Here is a 16207-nt window from a genome sequence, read left to right on the forward strand (position 1 = left end):
CGAGGAATATTATGAAACAAAGTAAAATGCCTATCCCAACGCTTCGCGAAATGCCAAGCGATGCTCAAGTTATCAGTCATGCTCTTATGTTGCGAGCTGGCTATGTTCGTCAAGTATCTGCAGGTGTTTATTCTTATCTACCACTTGCCAACCGTGTGATTGAAAAAGCCAAAAACATCATGCGCCAAGAGTTTGATAAGATTGGTGCCGTTGAGATGTTGGCTCCTGCCCTTCTCAGTGCAGAATTGTGGCGCGAATCAGGTCGTTACGAAACTTATGGTGAGGACCTTTACAAACTAAAAAACCGTGAAAAATCAGACTTTATCCTAGGTCCAACTCACGAAGAAACCTTTACAGCTATTGTTCGTGATTCTGTTAAGTCTTACAAGCAATTGCCACTCAACCTTTACCAAATCCAACCTAAGTATCGAGATGAAAAACGTCCACGTAATGGACTTCTCCGTACACGTGAGTTCATCATGAAGGATGCTTACAGCTTCCACGCTAACTATGATAGTTTGGACAGTGTTTATGACGAGTACAAAGCTGCCTATGAGCGTATTTTCACTCGTAGTGGATTAGACTTCAAGGCTATCATCGGTGACGGTGGAGCCATGGGTGGTAAGGACAGCCAAGAATTTATGGCCATTACACCTGCTCGTACAGACCTTGACCGCTGGGTTGTTTTGGACAAGTCAGTTGCCTCATTTGATGAGATTCCTGCAGAGGTGCAAGAAGAAATCAAGGCAGAATTGCTTAAATGGATGGTCTCTGGTGAAGATACCATCGCCTACTCAAGTGAATCTAGCTATGCGGCCAACTTGGAAATGGCAACAAACGAGTACAAACCAAGCAACCGTGTTGTCGCTGAAGAGGAAGTGACTCGTGTTGCAACGCCAGATGTTAAATCAATCGATGAAGTGGCAGCCTTCCTAAACGTTCCAGAAGAACAAACGATCAAAATCCTCTTCTACATGGCAGATGGGGAGCTTGTTGCGGCCCTTCTAGTTGGAAATGACCAACTCAATGAAGTTAAGTTGAAGAACCACTTGGGAGCAGATTTCTTTGACGTTGCTAGCGAAGAAGAAGTGGCGAATCTTGTTCAAGCAGGATTTGGTTCACTTGGCCCAGTTGGTTTACCAGAGAATGTTAAAATCATCGCAGACCGTAAGGTGCAAGATGTTCGCAATGCAGTTGTGGGTGCTAACGAAGATGGCTATCACTTGACTGGTGTGAACCCAGGTCGTGACTTTACTGCAGAATATGTGGATATCCGTGAAGTTCGTGAGGGTGAAATTTCTCCAGACGGACAAGGTGTCCTTAACTTTGCGCGTGGTATCGAAATTGGTCACATCTTTAAACTCGGTACTCGTTATTCAGCAAGCATGGGAGCAGATGTCTTGGATGAAAATGGCCGTGCTGTACCAATTATCATGGGATGTTACGGTATCGGTGTTAGCCGTCTCCTTTCAGCCGTTATGGAGCAACACGCACGCCTCTTTGTTAACAAAACACCAAAAGGTGAATACCGTTACGCTTGGGGAATCAATTTCCCTAAAGAATTGGCACCATTTGATGTGCACTTGATTACTGTCAATGTCAAGGACGAAGAAGCACAAGCTCTGACAGAAAAACTTGAAGCAAGCTTGATGGGAGCTGGTTACGAAGTCTTAACGGACGATCGTAACGAACGTGTCGGTGTTAAATTTAGCGATAGCGACTTGATTGGTCTTCCAATCCGCATCACTGTGGGTAAAAAAGCGGCCGATGGCATCGTAGAAGTTAAGATTAAAGCGACTGGTGATACTATCGAAGTTCATGCAGATAATTTACTTGAAACGCTTGAAATCCTCAGCAAAAAATAAAAACTATAATCAGAAGAAAAACAAGGAAAAAATGTAACTAGTTTTTACCTTGTTTTTTCTGTATAATGGGAAAAATGACTAGATAAAGAGGTAAATATATGCTAAGATTTCCAAAGGATTTTGTCTGGGGATCCTCCACTTCTGGGCCGCAGACAGAAGGGCGTGTAGCTGGTGACGGCAAGGGAGATAATCTCTGGGATTACTGGTACCAAGTGGAGCCAAATCGTTACTATAATGGGATTGGTCCAGATAAGACATCGACTTTTTATGAAAATTGGGAACAGGATATTGAGCTTTTGTTAGAGACTGGTCACACGGCCTTTCGGACTTCTATCCAGTGGTCACGGATTTTTCCACAAGGCTGTGGAAAAGTCAATCCTCAAGGTGTGGATTTCTATCGTAAGGTCTTTGAGGCTATTAAGGCTAAGGGGATTCGTCTGTTAGTCAATCTCTACCACTTTGATTTGCCTTTTTCACTTCAAGAGGATGGCGATGGTTGGGAAAATAAGGCGACTGTCTCAGCCTATGAAGACTATGCTCGTTTCTGTTTTGAGACTTATGGAGATTTAGTGGATCAATGGATTACCTTTAATGAGCCTATCGTTCCTGTAGAATTTGGCTATTTCTACGATGCACATTATCCACATAAGGTGGATGCAGAAGCGGCGGTTAAAGTAGCCTACCACACACAATTAGCTAGCAGTCTAGCGGTCAAGGCCTGTCATGAACTCTTACCTGATTCCAAAATTGGGATTGTCCTCAACTTGACACCGGCTTATCCACGTAGCCAGCATCCTGCTGATGTCAAAGCTGCTCGTATTGCGGATCTTTTTCAGGCCCAATCTTTCTTAGATCCGTCTGTTTTGGGGACTTATCCACAGGAGTTGGTAGAAATCTTGCATGAACACGGTCTCTTACCTGATACTACGGAGGAGGAGTTGAAACTCATTCGTGATAATACGGTGGACTTCCTCGGTGTCAACTACTATCAACCTTTGCGTGTTATGGCACCTCGATTTGCTAAACATCCAGAGAGTCCACTCTTGCCAGAACATTTTTACGAGCCTTATGTGATGCCTGGACGTAAAATCAATCCTCACCGTGGCTGGGAAATTTATGAGCAAGGGATTTATGACATCGCCCAAAATATCAAGGAAAATTATGGTAATATCGAATGGATGTTGACAGAAAATGGTATGGGTGTTGAAGGAGAGGAAAAATTCCGTGAGAATGGAATGATTCAAGATGATTATCGTATTGACTTTGTAAAAGGTCATCTTCGTGAACTGCACCGTGCCATTGAAGACGGAGCCAATTGTAAGGGCTACTTAATTTGGACTTTTATCGATTGTTGGTCATGGCTCAACAGCTATAAAAACCGCTATGGTTTGGTCGAACTAGACTTGGAAACGCAAGAACGCCGTCTGAAGAAATCAGGGCACTGGTTCAAGGAACTAAGCGACAATAATGGATTTTAAAAAAGACTCTGACTGATTGTCCTAATTGGTCAGAGCTTTTACTTACAGGAGCTTAATTTCAACTATACCAATTTTTATTCTTGACAAGTGAAAGAAACAAGTATATACTGTTTTTGCTGATTCTATAAAAGAGGAATCAGACTATACCAATTTTAAGGAGAAAGCACAGCTGGTCTGTGTAGTATATACTATGTGTGGAATTGTTGGTGTTGTTGGAAACACAAATGCAACTGATATTTTGATTCAAGGGCTTGAAAAGCTCGAATACCGTGGTTATGATTCTGCGGGGATTTTTGTCCTAGGTGGTGCTGAGAACCATCTAGTCAAGGCTGTAGGCCGTATCGCAGAATTGTCTGCCAAGACAGTTGGTGTTGAGGGAACGACTGGTATCGGACATACTCGTTGGGCAACTCACGGGAAACCAACTGAGGACAATGCTCACCCACACCGCTCTGAGACAGAACGTTTTGTCTTGGTTCACAATGGGGTGATTGAGAACTACCTTGAAATTAAGGAAGAATACCTTGCTGGGCACCACTTTAAGGGACAAACAGATACTGAAATCGCTGTTCACTTGATTGGAAAATTTGTGGAAGAAGATGGCTTGTCAGTTCTTGAAGCTTTCAAAAAAGCTCTTCACATCATCCGTGGTTCTTATGCCTTTGCCTTGGTAGATTCACAAGATCCTGAAGTTATCTACGTGGCTAAGAATAAATCACCACTTTTGATTGGTCTTGGACAAGGCTATAACATGGTCTGCTCAGACGCTATGGCTATGATTCGTGAAACCAACCAATACATGGAAATCCATGACCAAGAGTTGGTTATCGTTAAGGCTGATAGTGTGGAAGTTCAAGACTATGATGGCAATAGTCGTGAGCGTGCTAGCTATACTGCTGAACTTGACTTGTCAGATATCGGTAAGGGAACTTATCCTTACTACATGCTCAAGGAAATCGACGAGCAACCAACGGTCATGCGTAAACTCATCCAAGCCTACACAGATGAGGCTGGTCAAATTGTCGTAGATCCAGCTATTATCAAGGCTGTTCAAGACGCAGACCGTATTTACATCCTTGCAGCTGGAACATCTTACCACGCAGGATTTGCTTCGAAGAAGATGTTGGAAGAATTGACGGATACACCAGTTGAACTTGGAATCTCTTCTGAGTGGGGCTACGGTATGCCACTTCTCAGCAAGAAACCACTTTTCATCTTTATCAGCCAGTCTGGTGAAACAGCGGATAGTCGTCAGGTTTTGGTTAAGGCTAATGAAATGGGAATCCCAAGCTTGACAGTGACAAATGTCCCAGGTTCAACCCTTTCACGTGAAGCCAACCATACCATGCTCCTTCACGCAGGTCCTGAAATTGCCGTGGCATCAACCAAGGCCTATACAGCGCAAATTGCAGCCCTTGCCTTCCTTGCAAAAGCAGTCGGAGAAGCAAATGGAAATGCCAAAGCGAAAGACTTTGACCTGGTTCATGAGTTGTCAATCGTAGCTCAGTCTATCGAATCAACTCTTTCAGAGAAAGAAACCATCGAAGCCAAGGTTCGTGAGCTTCTTGAAACAACTCGTAATGCCTTTTACATCGGGCGTGGTCAAGATTACTATGTAGCCATGGAAGCAAGTCTCAAACTCAAAGAGATTTCTTACATTCAGTGTGAAGGCTTTGCAGCAGGAGAACTTAAGCACGGAACCATTGCCTTGATTGAAGAAGGAACGCCTGTCTTGGCCCTCTTGTCAGATCCAGTTCTTGCCAACCACACTCGCGGAAATATCCAAGAGGTGGCAGCCCGTGGTGCCAAAGTCCTCACTATTGCAGAAGAAAATGTTGCCAAAGATACAGACGACATCGTTCTTACGACCGTCCACCCTTACCTTTCACCAATTTCAATGGTCGTGCCAACGCAATTAGTCGCTTACTTCGCAACACTCCACCGTGGACTTGATGTGGACAAACCACGTAACCTTGCTAAGTCAGTAACGGTAGAATAAACTAAAAAAGTCTAGGTATCTAGGCTTTTTCTTGTGAGCAAATCGGTTGCTTGTACTCAAGATTCGTGTTAGAATAATTTTTCAAATTGAAGGACAGAGGTAGACAAGGAGAATCACAATGGTAGAATTGGGAATTTCAACATTTGGAGAAACAACGGCGCTTGAAAGGACTGGGCAGACTTACAGTCATGCTGAACGAATTCGCCAGTTGGTGGCGGAGATTGAGCTGGCTGACAAGCTTGGTTTGGATGTGTATGGAATTGGTGAGCACCATCGGGAAGACTTTGCGGTATCAGCCCCAGAGATTGTTCTGGCAGCTGGAGCAGTCAATACCAAGAAAATCCGTTTGACCAGTGCAGTCAGCATTCTCTCAAGCATGGACCCTATTCGTTTGTTCCAACAGTATGCCACTATCGATGCTTTGTCAAATGGACGTGCGGAGATTATGGCTGGAAGGGGTTCTTTCACGGAATCTTTCCCTTTATTTGGATATGATTTGAAAGACTACGAAGCCCTTTTTGATGAGAAATTAGACTTGCTCCAGTTAGTCAATGAAAAGACAAGGCTAGACTGGAAAGGGCGATTGACTCAAACAATCTCTGGTCAAGAAGTTTATCCTCGTCCAGTTCAGGAAAAATTACCCTTGTGGATAGCGACAGGTGGTCATGTCGAATCAACAGTGAAGATTGCTCAGGCAGGCCTACCGATTGTCTATGCCATTATTGGTGGTAACCCTCGTTATTTTAAAAAGTTGATTCAGGCTTATCGTGAGATCGGTAGGGATGCCGGTCATGCAGAAAAAGACCTGAAAGTGGGAGCTCATTCTTGGGGTTGGATTGTTGAAGATGGCGAGCAGGCGGTGAAAGATTATTTCCATCCAACCAAGCAAGTGGTGGATGCTATTTCCAAAGACCGTCCGCACTGGCAGGAATTGCGTTATGAACAATACCTTGAACAGGTCGGACCAAATGGTGCTATGTTTGTAGGCAATCCAGAACAGGTGGCAGAAAAATTGATTCGCATGATAGAGGATTTAGGTTTGGACCGCTTCATGCTCCATCTACCGCTTGGTTCTATGCCACATAATCAGGTTCTGAGAGCTATTGAACTTTTCGGAACGCAAGTGGCTCCCAAAGTACGGTCTTATTTTGCCATGAAAGAGGCTTAATAAAAAATACTAATCAAATGTATTATAACTACAAATATTGTACAAAAAATAATCCCCCGAGCATTAATGCTCGGAGGATTTTTCTATAGGAGGGCTAGTTTAATTCTCTTTTTTGTTTTTTAGTAAGAATCCGAGACCGAGAAGGGCAAGGAGGCTGATTCCTGCGAATAGGAGTTTGTTATCGTTTTTAGTTCCTGTATTTGGAAGTTCAGCTTGTTTAGCTAGGGGTGCAGGTTTATTTTCCTTGCTAGAGTTTTCTACCGATTCGTTTTGAACCGCCTCTTTTACAGATGATGCTTGTGCTTCTTGTGTTGGTTGTGAAGCTTGTGAATCAGTTGTAGCTTGGCTAGGTTTATTTTCTGCATCAGCTACTTTTGCATCCGGTTTAGTAGAATCAGGTTTAGCTTGTGGAGCTGGATCTGGATTTTGATGTTCAGGTTTGTTTGATCGGTTTGGAATATCGCTTGTACTGTGCTCTTGACCTTGACCTTGTTCTTGTCTAGAATTTGAAAGGTCAAATTCTGGTTTATCTTTCATAGCTGGACGGCTTTGAGAGACTCGAAGAACAGTAGCTGTAAGGGCATTCAATTTCAAGCCTTTTTCAGTCCACTCAAGTCCTTTCGGGTTGGCAATTCCTACTGGTCCTGCTTGGTTTTCATCTGCCAAAACTTCAGCATTTCTGAGGTGGGCAAAGGCAGTTCCCAAATTAAATTCGCGAGCTTTTTCGTCCGCATTGACAAAGACTGCGTAGATATCCCCATTTGGAGCAGTGATTTGGTAGCCAATCACTACATCCTCTTTTTCTACACCATTTTGACCTGGGACAGTGATGAGGTGGACACGGTCTTTGATATCTTGGAGACTCTTAAGTCGGAAGGCATCTGTAGATTGACGAAGGGCAATCAACCCTTTCATATAGTCACGGCTCTTGACATTTTCAGGGAAAGCTTTGCCATCTGTAGCTTTAGTCCAGTCAAATTTGTTGACAGCATCACTAGAGTCATAAGAGTCATGGATGAAGTAAGGATAGTCAAATGGATTGCCATCCTTATCACGCAACAAGTGAGATTTGTTTGGTTGTTTGTCCTCTGCTACTGGAGTCTTGTAGGCTGGGTCACGGAATTGTTTGGTACGTCCATATTCTTGACCAGAGTGGATAAACGGAGTTCCTTGAGCTGTCAAGACCATGAGGTTTCCAAGTCGCAAACGACGGTGAATTTCAGCATAATTCTCAGCCTTGCTTGGGTCTTTTTTGATAGACTGGGCGATGATGTCAAAGAGGGTCAAGTTATCATGGGCTGCGATGTATTGGATAACATCTCCAGGACTATCTGCTTCAAAGTTGGTTGGTTGAGCAATGAGATTTTTAAAGATGGTGTTGATATCACGCTTGCCACCTGTGATAAAGGCAGGTTGACCTTCGTTTGGATAACCAGACTTGAGGTTGTTACGGATGTCATCTGAGAAGACAGCGACAGTATCGGTATGTTTCATCCAATCTTGGTCAGCAGCTTTAGTAGGCATATTTTCATCACCAGCATAGGTTCTCCAACCTTCACCTAGCATGATGAGGTTAGGATTGAGGGCGCGTGCAGCCTTGTAAGCTTCTTCGATAGAAGCCGCATCATGGTCTCCCATCATATCGAAACGGAAGCCATCCACTTTGTAGGTATCAACTAGATATTTGATAGAGTCAACTAGGAGTCGTTTGGTCATATGGTGGGTTGTCCCCAAGCGTCCACCACCAAAGCTAGTTCGAGGTGTCCCATCAGCATCCATAAAGTGGTAGTAGTTTGGCTCTAAATCTTCAAAGAGATCGACTTTGGCTGTATGGTTATACACTACATCAAGGATAGCTCCCATGCCACGTTTGTGGATTTCGTTGATGAGTTTTTTAAATTCTGCGATTCGTTTTTCTGGATTCTTAGGATCGCTTGAGTACATACCAGTCAAGGAGAAGTAGTTTTGAGGGTCATATCCCCAGTTGTAGTTGCTGTTGCTTGAAGCATAGTCAGACAAGCGTTCATGATTTTTCAATTCATTGACAAAGTAGTAAGACAAGACGGGAAGGAGCTGGATGTGGGTCACACCTAAGTCTTTGAGGTAGTCTAGTTTTTCGATAAAGGCTTCAAAAGTACCAAATGGTTTGGTTAAGTCTTTTGCAATGGCAGGATCTGAAGTGAAGTCACGCACATGAGCTTCGTAGATAACGGCGTCTTCGCGCGATTTGAAGTTGCGAATCTTACCATAAGTCAAGTCTTGAGGTCCGAGTTTAGCTGGATCTACAAAGGCGGCTTTAGCCACTTTATGGGCATCGTCAATCTTAGCATCGTCGCTATTCCAAGCAGCGAGGGACTTAGCGTAAGGATCGAGTGCAAGAACAGTTTTGCCTTGACGCTCGATTTGGTATTGATAATAGTATCCAGTGAAATCGGTGATTCCGAGTTTGTTTGTGCTATCTAGAGTTTGTTTCCAAGTTCCTCTTTCCCCTTTTTCAAGAGCGACAGTTCCAACCACTTTTTCAGGGTCATTCTTGTCGTAGACAACTACAGAAACCTTATCAGCACTTGGTGACCAGAGAGTTAAATCAACCTGTTTTCCTTCTTCTTTGAGGTCAGCTCCAAGTTTACCATCATAGCTGTAAGTCTCATCTTTCAGGCGCCAGCTTGTTTTGGTAGTGAATTTGTCAGAGTTGTAGCTAACGGTATAAGGATGTTTTGTGTCAGAGAAATCTCCGCTGTAGGTCACTTTCTTACCAGCCTCATCGATTGCGACATCGGTAATAGCTACTTTTTCTCCTAGGTGATTCGTGATGTTGGAGTGCTTGAGGATATCCTCTTTTTTAGCACCGACTAGTGTTGAAAAACTACTTTCAATGCTAGAAGTTCCTACGTGTTGGGCACCTGTCATACGGATATCATGGACATAGTATGGGTTGGTGTAGATGGTTTCGTCATCGTCTTTTAGGAAAATTTGGCTATGGTTTTTCAAATCTGTGAACTTATAATCTTCTTTACGGATTTTCACATCGTCTCCTTGTTTCTTTCTGTCTAGTAATAAAAATCCAAGATCTTTAGCTGCATCTTTGAGTGGAATATCGATATAGCGACCGTATTTGCCTGTAGCCGTAAAGTCTGTTCCGTTAGGCCATTGACCACTACTTGGATTTTTCACATCTCCCCAGTACCAGAGAGATTTCTTGTCATAGTTGCCATCTGTACGATAGTAGTTGACGCGAATAGTTCCTGCAGGTTGTGGCTCGTAAGAGAAAACCTTGTGATCTTGGTCCAACCAAGCCTCATTCATCTTTGGTGCTAGTTTTTCTACCGATTTATCGCCGGTTAGATTTTTCCCAGCTGTATTGTTGATAAGGAAGCTAATTTTCTTGGCTTGTTCTCCCTTTAATTTGACATCTAGGTAATAGCCGTAGTCATCTTTTTTGGCATCCTTAAAGGATAAGGCTCCGTTTGGCCAATTTTCAGATGGTTTTTCAACATCGTCCCAAGTCCATAGTCCTTGACTATCCTTGTTTTCTTCAGGAAGTTTTTTGACATGGATACGGAAGTGGTTGTCTTCGATTGGCTCTTCTGCCTTCGTTTCAGTTGTTACTGGACTCGTAGAAGTAGTTGGGTCGTTTGAACGATCTTGCCCGGTTTGTGGTGCTGAATCGGCTGGGGTTGCAGCAGGAGTAGCTGTCTCTGTTGCAGCTTTTTCTTCTGTTTTTTCTAGGGAAGCGTTTGCATTTTCAGGCGAAGAAAAATCGCTTTCTTTCTTACCAGTGCTCGTTGCTGTATCAGTAAGAGGTTGGGCAAGGGCAGTAGTAGTTTCACTATTACTTGCGTTAGTGGTTGGTGTACTTTCGTTGGCTGAGATAGTTGGTGTAGCCATGGCAAGTAGGACAAGACTTGCGCCGATAAGGACAGAACCAGTTCCATTTTTGAGGGAACGGATGCTGTAGACCATTTTTTTCTCAGTTTGAGCTGGTGTTTTTCTCATAATGATTCTCCAATCAATAAATTTCTATATCAGTATAGCATGTAGTAAAACAATATGCAAGCGTTTTCTCGGAATTAAAACAAAAGAAAATCGCAACAGATTTTCTGTTACGATTAAGATAGTCTTTCTTTATGAATTTGAGAAGCCAGAAGGTGGAGGTGGTAGAATAATTCTGAAGTAGAGAAGTTACGACTGTAGATAAGTGATTTTGGAGAGTTGGTGACAGGAAAGGTAGTGATAATAATATCGTGAGGGATTTGATTGAGAACTGAGAAAGAAATCGTAGATTCTTCCCAAGAATCAAATAGATAGAGATTGTTGCCGTAGTGAGTTAGGGTATCGATTAGACTTTGTGCATGATGGCTATCCAGATGACTAATGACCAAAACACGTATTTTTGGAAGTTTTTGAAGCAGTTGGACTAAAATCCGATGCCCTTGGATGGTGAAGGTGTAGATCATCTCTTGTAGCTTACTTGACTTACTGTTTAGCCCCATCTCAGTCAAATAATATTGGAATTTGTGTTGACTTACTTCAAATAGTTTTGGAAATTCTGCTTGATAATTGCTTAAAATCCGGGATTTCTGTCTGTCGAGAGACTGGTTACTGAGTAAATGAAAGAAATCAGATTGGGCAGTGTAGTGGAGGAGCCAAATCAATTCCTCACGATTTTCAATCTGTAGGTGAAATTCTTTAGCTAACTCTTCTAAGATTTGACTCAATAAACGGTAGGATTTTTGGATATGATGAATATTACCCAGTGCTCCGTTGTTAGGATTGTTTGCAATTTGAAGAGATTTGATTGGGTTTGAAAATAGCTGTTCCAGTGTTTCCATTGTCGGTTCAAAGCAGAGTTTTTTAGCCATCTTCTTAATATTTTCTTCAAACTGCGTAATTTGCATGAGAGAACTGTAGTGACTGGTTAAAAGGGGAGTAGGATTTTCAATGAAGTGACTTTTATTAAACCGCTCTAGATTGATAGCTAGGGTATATTTGATTTGCCGTAAGCTACTGAGGTTGGGTGAAACTTGTTGGGCGTTCAAAAATAGCTGAATCAAGTGAGTGAGTGCCTCTTCAGAAATAGAAGGAAAGGGCCAATCCAGAAAACTGTAACTTTGGCTAAAGTAGTCTAGATAAAAGGCGCGAATGTCCTCTTCTTCTCCCTCCATGACTAAAGGGGAAGGTTGGATGTTGACGCTATAGTGTTGTGGAAGTTTAGTATTTAGATGCTGGATGATTTCCTGAACTCGTTCGCAACTCATTACAAGTTCTTGACACATTTGCTCGAGTGATTGTCCCTCATTGAAAAACAACTGGTTCAAAAAGGAGTAGGTGTCAGATTGTTTAAAAATCGCAGTCCTGGGATCCAAGGCGTTTTGGAAGTCAAACTGCAATTGAATGCCTTTTTTGCTTGATTGAAGCAGGAGGTTTGGAAATAATTGTTCAAGCTTAAAAAGGTGTTCTTGCAATTCTTCTATTGAAAAATTCAGCTTCTTAGCCAAGTCTGGAATTTCTATCCAATCATGGTGTTTGGTTAATTCCTCCAGCAAGAATAGCAAATCTTGTTCAGTCTTAGAAAGCAAGATATTCATCACAAATCTCCCTATATATTTATACATATATATTAAAAGAAAAGCCTAGTAAAGTCAAGAAAAACAGCCTAAGATAAAATAAGAAAATCGTAATTTACTATATTTTGTATTGAGTAATTAAACTAAAAATGAAGTTTGGAAAGTGAAAGTTGAATTTAATTTTTTATAGGAAAAGATTTTGTCAAAAAATCGTTAATCCCCTTGAAAAATCTAGCTAAATAGGGTATAATGTAAGTAATCATTTGTCGTAGGTTTTGTCTGAAATATTGTCCAGACAAGGCTCACAGCAGTTAAATCTTCTGAAAAAGTCAGATTTAGCTGCTCTTTTTGTGCTTTTTTTCAGGATTTTGAGTACTTGTAACAAAGACTTAAAGATTCTGAAAATTTATCAAGAGGACACGGTGATAGGGGTTTTTAAAACCATATGACGATTAGAAAAGCCTGATTGACAAGGCTTGGAACTTATTTACAAAGGAGAATCATCTTGGCAGGACATGACGTTCAATACGGGAAACATCGTACCCGTCGTAGTTTTTCAAGAATCAAAGAAGTTCTTGACTTACCAAATTTGATTGAAATTCAAACTGATTCATTCAAAGCTTTCCTAGACCATGGTCTTAAGGAAGTGTTTGAAGATGTATTGCCAATTTCAAACTTCACAGACACAATGGAGTTGGAATTCGTTGGATATGAAATCAAGGAACCAAAATATACGCTAGAAGAAGCTCGTATCCACGATGCTAGCTACTCAGCACCAATTTTTGTAACCTTCCGCTTGATCAATAAAGAAACAGGCGAAATCAAGACCCAAGAAGTTTTCTTTGGTGATTTCCCAATCATGACAGAAATGGGTACTTTCATCATCAATGGTGGTGAACGTATCATCGTATCTCAGTTGGTCCGCTCACCAGGTGTTTACTTTAACGACAAAGTAGATAAAAACGGTAAAGTGGGCTACGGTTCAACGGTTATCCCTAACCGTGGAGCTTGGTTGGAACTTGAAAGCGACTCAAAAGATATCGCCTACACTCGTATTGACCGTACTCGTAAGATTCCATTTACGACCTTGGTTCGTGCTCTTGGTTTCTCAGGTGATGATGAAATCTTTGATATCTTTGGTGACAGCGAATTGGTTCGTAATACTGTTGAAAAAGATATCCACAAGAACCCAATGGACTCTCGTACAGACGAAGCCTTGAAAGAAATTTACGAACGCCTTCGTCCAGGTGAGCCTAAGACTGCTGAAAGCTCACGTAGCTTGCTTGTAGCTCGTTTCTTTGACCCACGTCGTTATGACTTGGCAGCTGTCGGTCGTTACAAAATCAATAAAAAACTCAATGTTAAAACACGTTTACTCAACCAAACCATTGCTGAGCCATTGGTAGATCCTGAAACTGGGGAAATCTTGGTAGAAGCTGGTACAATCATGACTCGTAGCGTGATTGAAAGTATTGAAAGTCATTTGGATGGCGACTTGAACAAGATTGTTTACATTCCAAATGATGCAGCCGTTGTGACTGAGCCAGTTGTTCTTCAAAAATTCAAGGTTGTTGCACCAACTGATCCAGACCGTGTTGTAACGATCATCGGTAATGCTAATCCAGATGACAAGGTTCGTATCGTCACTCCTGCAGATATCCTTGCTGAGATGAGCTACTTCCTCAACTTGGCTGAAGGACTTGGCCGTGTAGATGATATCGACCACCTTGGGAACCGTCGTATCCGTGCGGTTGGTGAATTGCTTGCCAACCAAGTACGTCTTGGACTTTCTCGTATGGAACGTAATGTCCGTGAACGTATGTCTGTCCAGGACAACGAAGTCTTGACACCACAACAAATCATCAACATCCGTCCTGTAACAGCTGCAGTTAAAGAATTCTTTGGTTCATCACAGTTGTCACAGTTTATGGACCAACACAACCCACTTTCTGAGTTGTCTCACAAACGCCGTTTGTCAGCCTTAGGACCTGGTGGTTTGACACGTGACCGTGCTGGATATGAAGTGCGTGACGTGCACTACACTCACTACGGTCGTATGTGTCCAATCGAGACACCTGAAGGACCTAACATCGGTTTGATTAATAACTTGTCATCTTACGGACACTTGAACAAATATGGTTTTGTTCAAACACCATACCGTAAGGTTGACCGTGAAACAGGTGTTGTCACAAATGAAATCGTTTGGTTGACAGCTGATGAAGAAGATGAATTTACTGTAGCACAGGCTAATTCTCGTCTGAATGAAGATGGAACATTTGCTGAGAAAGTTGTCATGGGACGTCATCAAGGGGTCAACCAAGAGTATCCAGCTAATGTTGTTGACTACATGGACGTATCACCAAAACAGGTAGTTGCCGTTGCGACAGCATGTATTCCTTTCTTGGAAAACGATGACTCCAACCGTGCCCTCATGGGAGCCAACATGCAACGTCAGGCTGTGCCGTTGATTAACCCTAAAGCACCTTACGTTGGTACTGGTATGGAATACCAAGCAGCCCACGATTCAGGAGCTGCTGTGATTGCTCAGTATGATGGTAAAGTTACTTATGCAGATGCTGACAAGGTAGAAGTTCGTCGTGAGGATGGTTCATTAGACGTTTACCATATTCAAAAATTCCGTCGTTCAAACTCAGGTACTGCCTACAACCAACGTACGCTTGTTAAAGTTGGTGATGTCGTTGAAAAAGGTGATTTCATCGCTGACGGGCCTTCTATGGAAAATGGAGAAATGGCGCTTGGACAAAACCCAATCGTTGCCTACATGACTTGGGAAGGTTACAACTTCGAGGATGCCGTTATCATGAGCGAACGCTTGGTTAAAGACGATGTCTACACATCTGTTCACCTTGAAGAATACGAATCAGAAACGCGCGATACAAAGCTTGGGCCTGAAGAAATCACTCGCGAAATTCCAAACGTTGGGGAAGATGCCCTTAAAGACCTTGACGAAATGGGTATTATCCGTATCGGTGCTGAGGTTAAAGAAGGTGATATCCTTGTAGGTAAAGTAACACCTAAGGGTGAGAAAGACCTTTCAGCTGAAGAACGTCTCTTGCACGCTATCTTCGGAGATAAATCTCGTGAAGTGCGTGATACTTCTCTTCGTGTACCACACGGTGCCGATGGTGTCGTTCGTGATGTTAAGATCTTTACACGTGCAAATGGAGATGAATTGCAATCAGGTGTTAATATGCTGGTTCGCGTCTACATCGCTCAAAAACGTAAGATTAAGGTCGGAGATAAGATGGCCGGACGTCACGGAAACAAAGGGGTTGTCTCTCGTATCGTTCCTGTAGAAGACATGCCTTACCTTCCAGACGGAACTCCAGTCGACATCATGTTGAACCCACTTGGGGTGCCATCACGTATGAATATCGGTCAGGTTATGGAGCTCCACCTTGGTATGGCGGCTCGTACTCTTGGTATCCACATCGCAACACCAGTCTTTGACGGAGCAAGTTCTGAAGACCTTTGGTCAACTGTTAAAGAAGCTGGTATGGATAGCGATGCCAAAACGATCCTTTACGATGGACGTACGGGTGAACCATTTGATAACCGTGTTTCTGTCGGAGTCATGTACATGATCAAACTCCACCACATGGTTGATGATAAATTGCACGCGCGTTCAGTCGGACCTTACTCAACCGTTACCCAACAACCACTCGGAGGTAAAGCTCAGTTTGGTGGACAACGTTTCGGTGAGATGGAGGTTTGGGCTCTTGAAGCCTACGGTGCCTCAAATGTCCTTCAAGAAATCTTGACTTACAAGTCTGACGATATTAACGGACGTTTGAAAGCTTATGAAGCTATTACAAAAGGAAAACCAATTCCAAAACCAGGTGTTCCAGAATCCTTCCGAGTTCTTGTCAAAGAATTGCAATCTCTTGGTCTTGACATGCGTGTCCTTGACGAAGATGACCAAGAAGTGGAACTTCGTGACTTGGATGAAGGAATGGACGAAGATGTCATCCACGTAGATGACCTTGAAAAAGCCCGCGAAAAAGCAGCACAAGAGGCTAAAGCAGCCTTTGAAGCTGAAGAAGCTGAGAAAGCAACGAAAGCGGAAGCAACAGAAGAAGCTGCTGAACAAGAATAAGCAGTTCACTTAG

At 42.7% G+C, this 16207-nt stretch carries 7 protein-coding genes; 5 read left to right on the forward strand and 2 right to left on the reverse strand.

The window, feature by feature from the left end:
- Positions 1–11 precede the first annotated feature (11 nt).
- The 4 genes from NMM26_RS01825 (at position 12) to NMM26_RS01840 (ending at position 6510) form a co-directional block, all read left to right on the forward strand.
- Positions 12–1865 (forward strand): proline--tRNA ligase, encoded by a 1854-nt coding sequence (locus NMM26_RS01825; protein WP_203175581.1) that lies wholly within the window; start codon positions 12–14, stop codon positions 1863–1865.
- A 98-nt stretch (positions 1866–1963) separates the two neighbouring features.
- Positions 1964–3343 (forward strand): 6-phospho-beta-glucosidase, encoded by a 1380-nt coding sequence (gene bglA / locus NMM26_RS01830; protein ID WP_254753647.1) that lies wholly within the window; start codon positions 1964–1966, stop codon positions 3341–3343.
- A 190-nt stretch (positions 3344–3533) separates the two neighbouring features.
- A complete protein-coding gene (glmS, locus tag NMM26_RS01835; protein ID WP_254753648.1) occupies positions 3534–5342 on the forward strand; it encodes a glutamine--fructose-6-phosphate transaminase (isomerizing) in 1809 nt (602 codons plus the stop codon).
- Between the two features lie 118 nt (positions 5343–5460).
- Positions 5461–6510, forward strand: coding sequence for an LLM class flavin-dependent oxidoreductase (locus tag NMM26_RS01840; protein ID WP_254753649.1), 1050 nt, complete (start codon positions 5461–5463; stop codon positions 6508–6510).
- Positions 6511–6609: 99 nt separating this feature from the next.
- Here NMM26_RS01840 and NMM26_RS01845 read toward each other — a convergent pair whose 3' ends face one another.
- Together NMM26_RS01845 and NMM26_RS01850 are read right to left on the reverse strand one after the other, a co-directional pair.
- Positions 6610–10506 carry a pullulanase gene (locus NMM26_RS01845; protein ID WP_001232752.1) on the reverse strand — a complete coding sequence of 1299 codons (3897 nt, stop codon included), beginning with the start codon at positions 10504–10506 and terminating at the stop codon, positions 6610–6612.
- A gap of 113 nt (positions 10507–10619) precedes the next feature.
- Positions 10620–12098 (reverse strand): M protein trans-acting positive regulator PRD domain-containing protein, encoded by a 1479-nt coding sequence (locus NMM26_RS01850; RefSeq protein ID WP_254753650.1) that lies wholly within the window; start codon positions 12096–12098, stop codon positions 10620–10622.
- 484 nt (positions 12099–12582) lie between these two features.
- Between NMM26_RS01850 and rpoB the strand changes: the two genes are divergently transcribed.
- Positions 12583–16194 (forward strand): DNA-directed RNA polymerase subunit beta, encoded by a 3612-nt coding sequence (rpoB, locus tag NMM26_RS01855; protein WP_125410865.1) that lies wholly within the window; start codon positions 12583–12585, stop codon positions 16192–16194.
- The last annotated feature ends 13 nt before the right edge of the window (positions 16195–16207 follow it).

The organism is Streptococcus sp. CF7_Ac1-8 (assembly GCF_024295435.1).
Lineage (GTDB): Bacteria > Bacillota > Bacilli > Lactobacillales > Streptococcaceae > Streptococcus > Streptococcus mitis_AP.

Coding starts and splice junctions, on each gene's coding strand:
- NMM26_RS01825 (WP_203175581.1), top strand. CDS start 12: ATGAAACAAAGTAAAATGCCTATCCCAACGCTTCGCGAAATGCCAAGC.
- bglA (WP_254753647.1), top strand. CDS start 1,964: ATGCTAAGATTTCCAAAGGATTTTGTCTGGGGATCCTCCACTTCTGGG.
- glmS (WP_254753648.1), top strand. CDS start 3,534: ATGTGTGGAATTGTTGGTGTTGTTGGAAACACAAATGCAACTGATATT.
- NMM26_RS01840 (WP_254753649.1), top strand. CDS start 5,461: ATGGTAGAATTGGGAATTTCAACATTTGGAGAAACAACGGCGCTTGAA.
- NMM26_RS01845 (WP_001232752.1), bottom strand. CDS start 10,506: ATGAGAAAAACACCAGCTCAAACTGAGAAAAAAATGGTCTACAGCATC.
- NMM26_RS01850 (WP_254753650.1), bottom strand. CDS start 12,098: ATGAATATCTTGCTTTCTAAGACTGAACAAGATTTGCTATTCTTGCTG.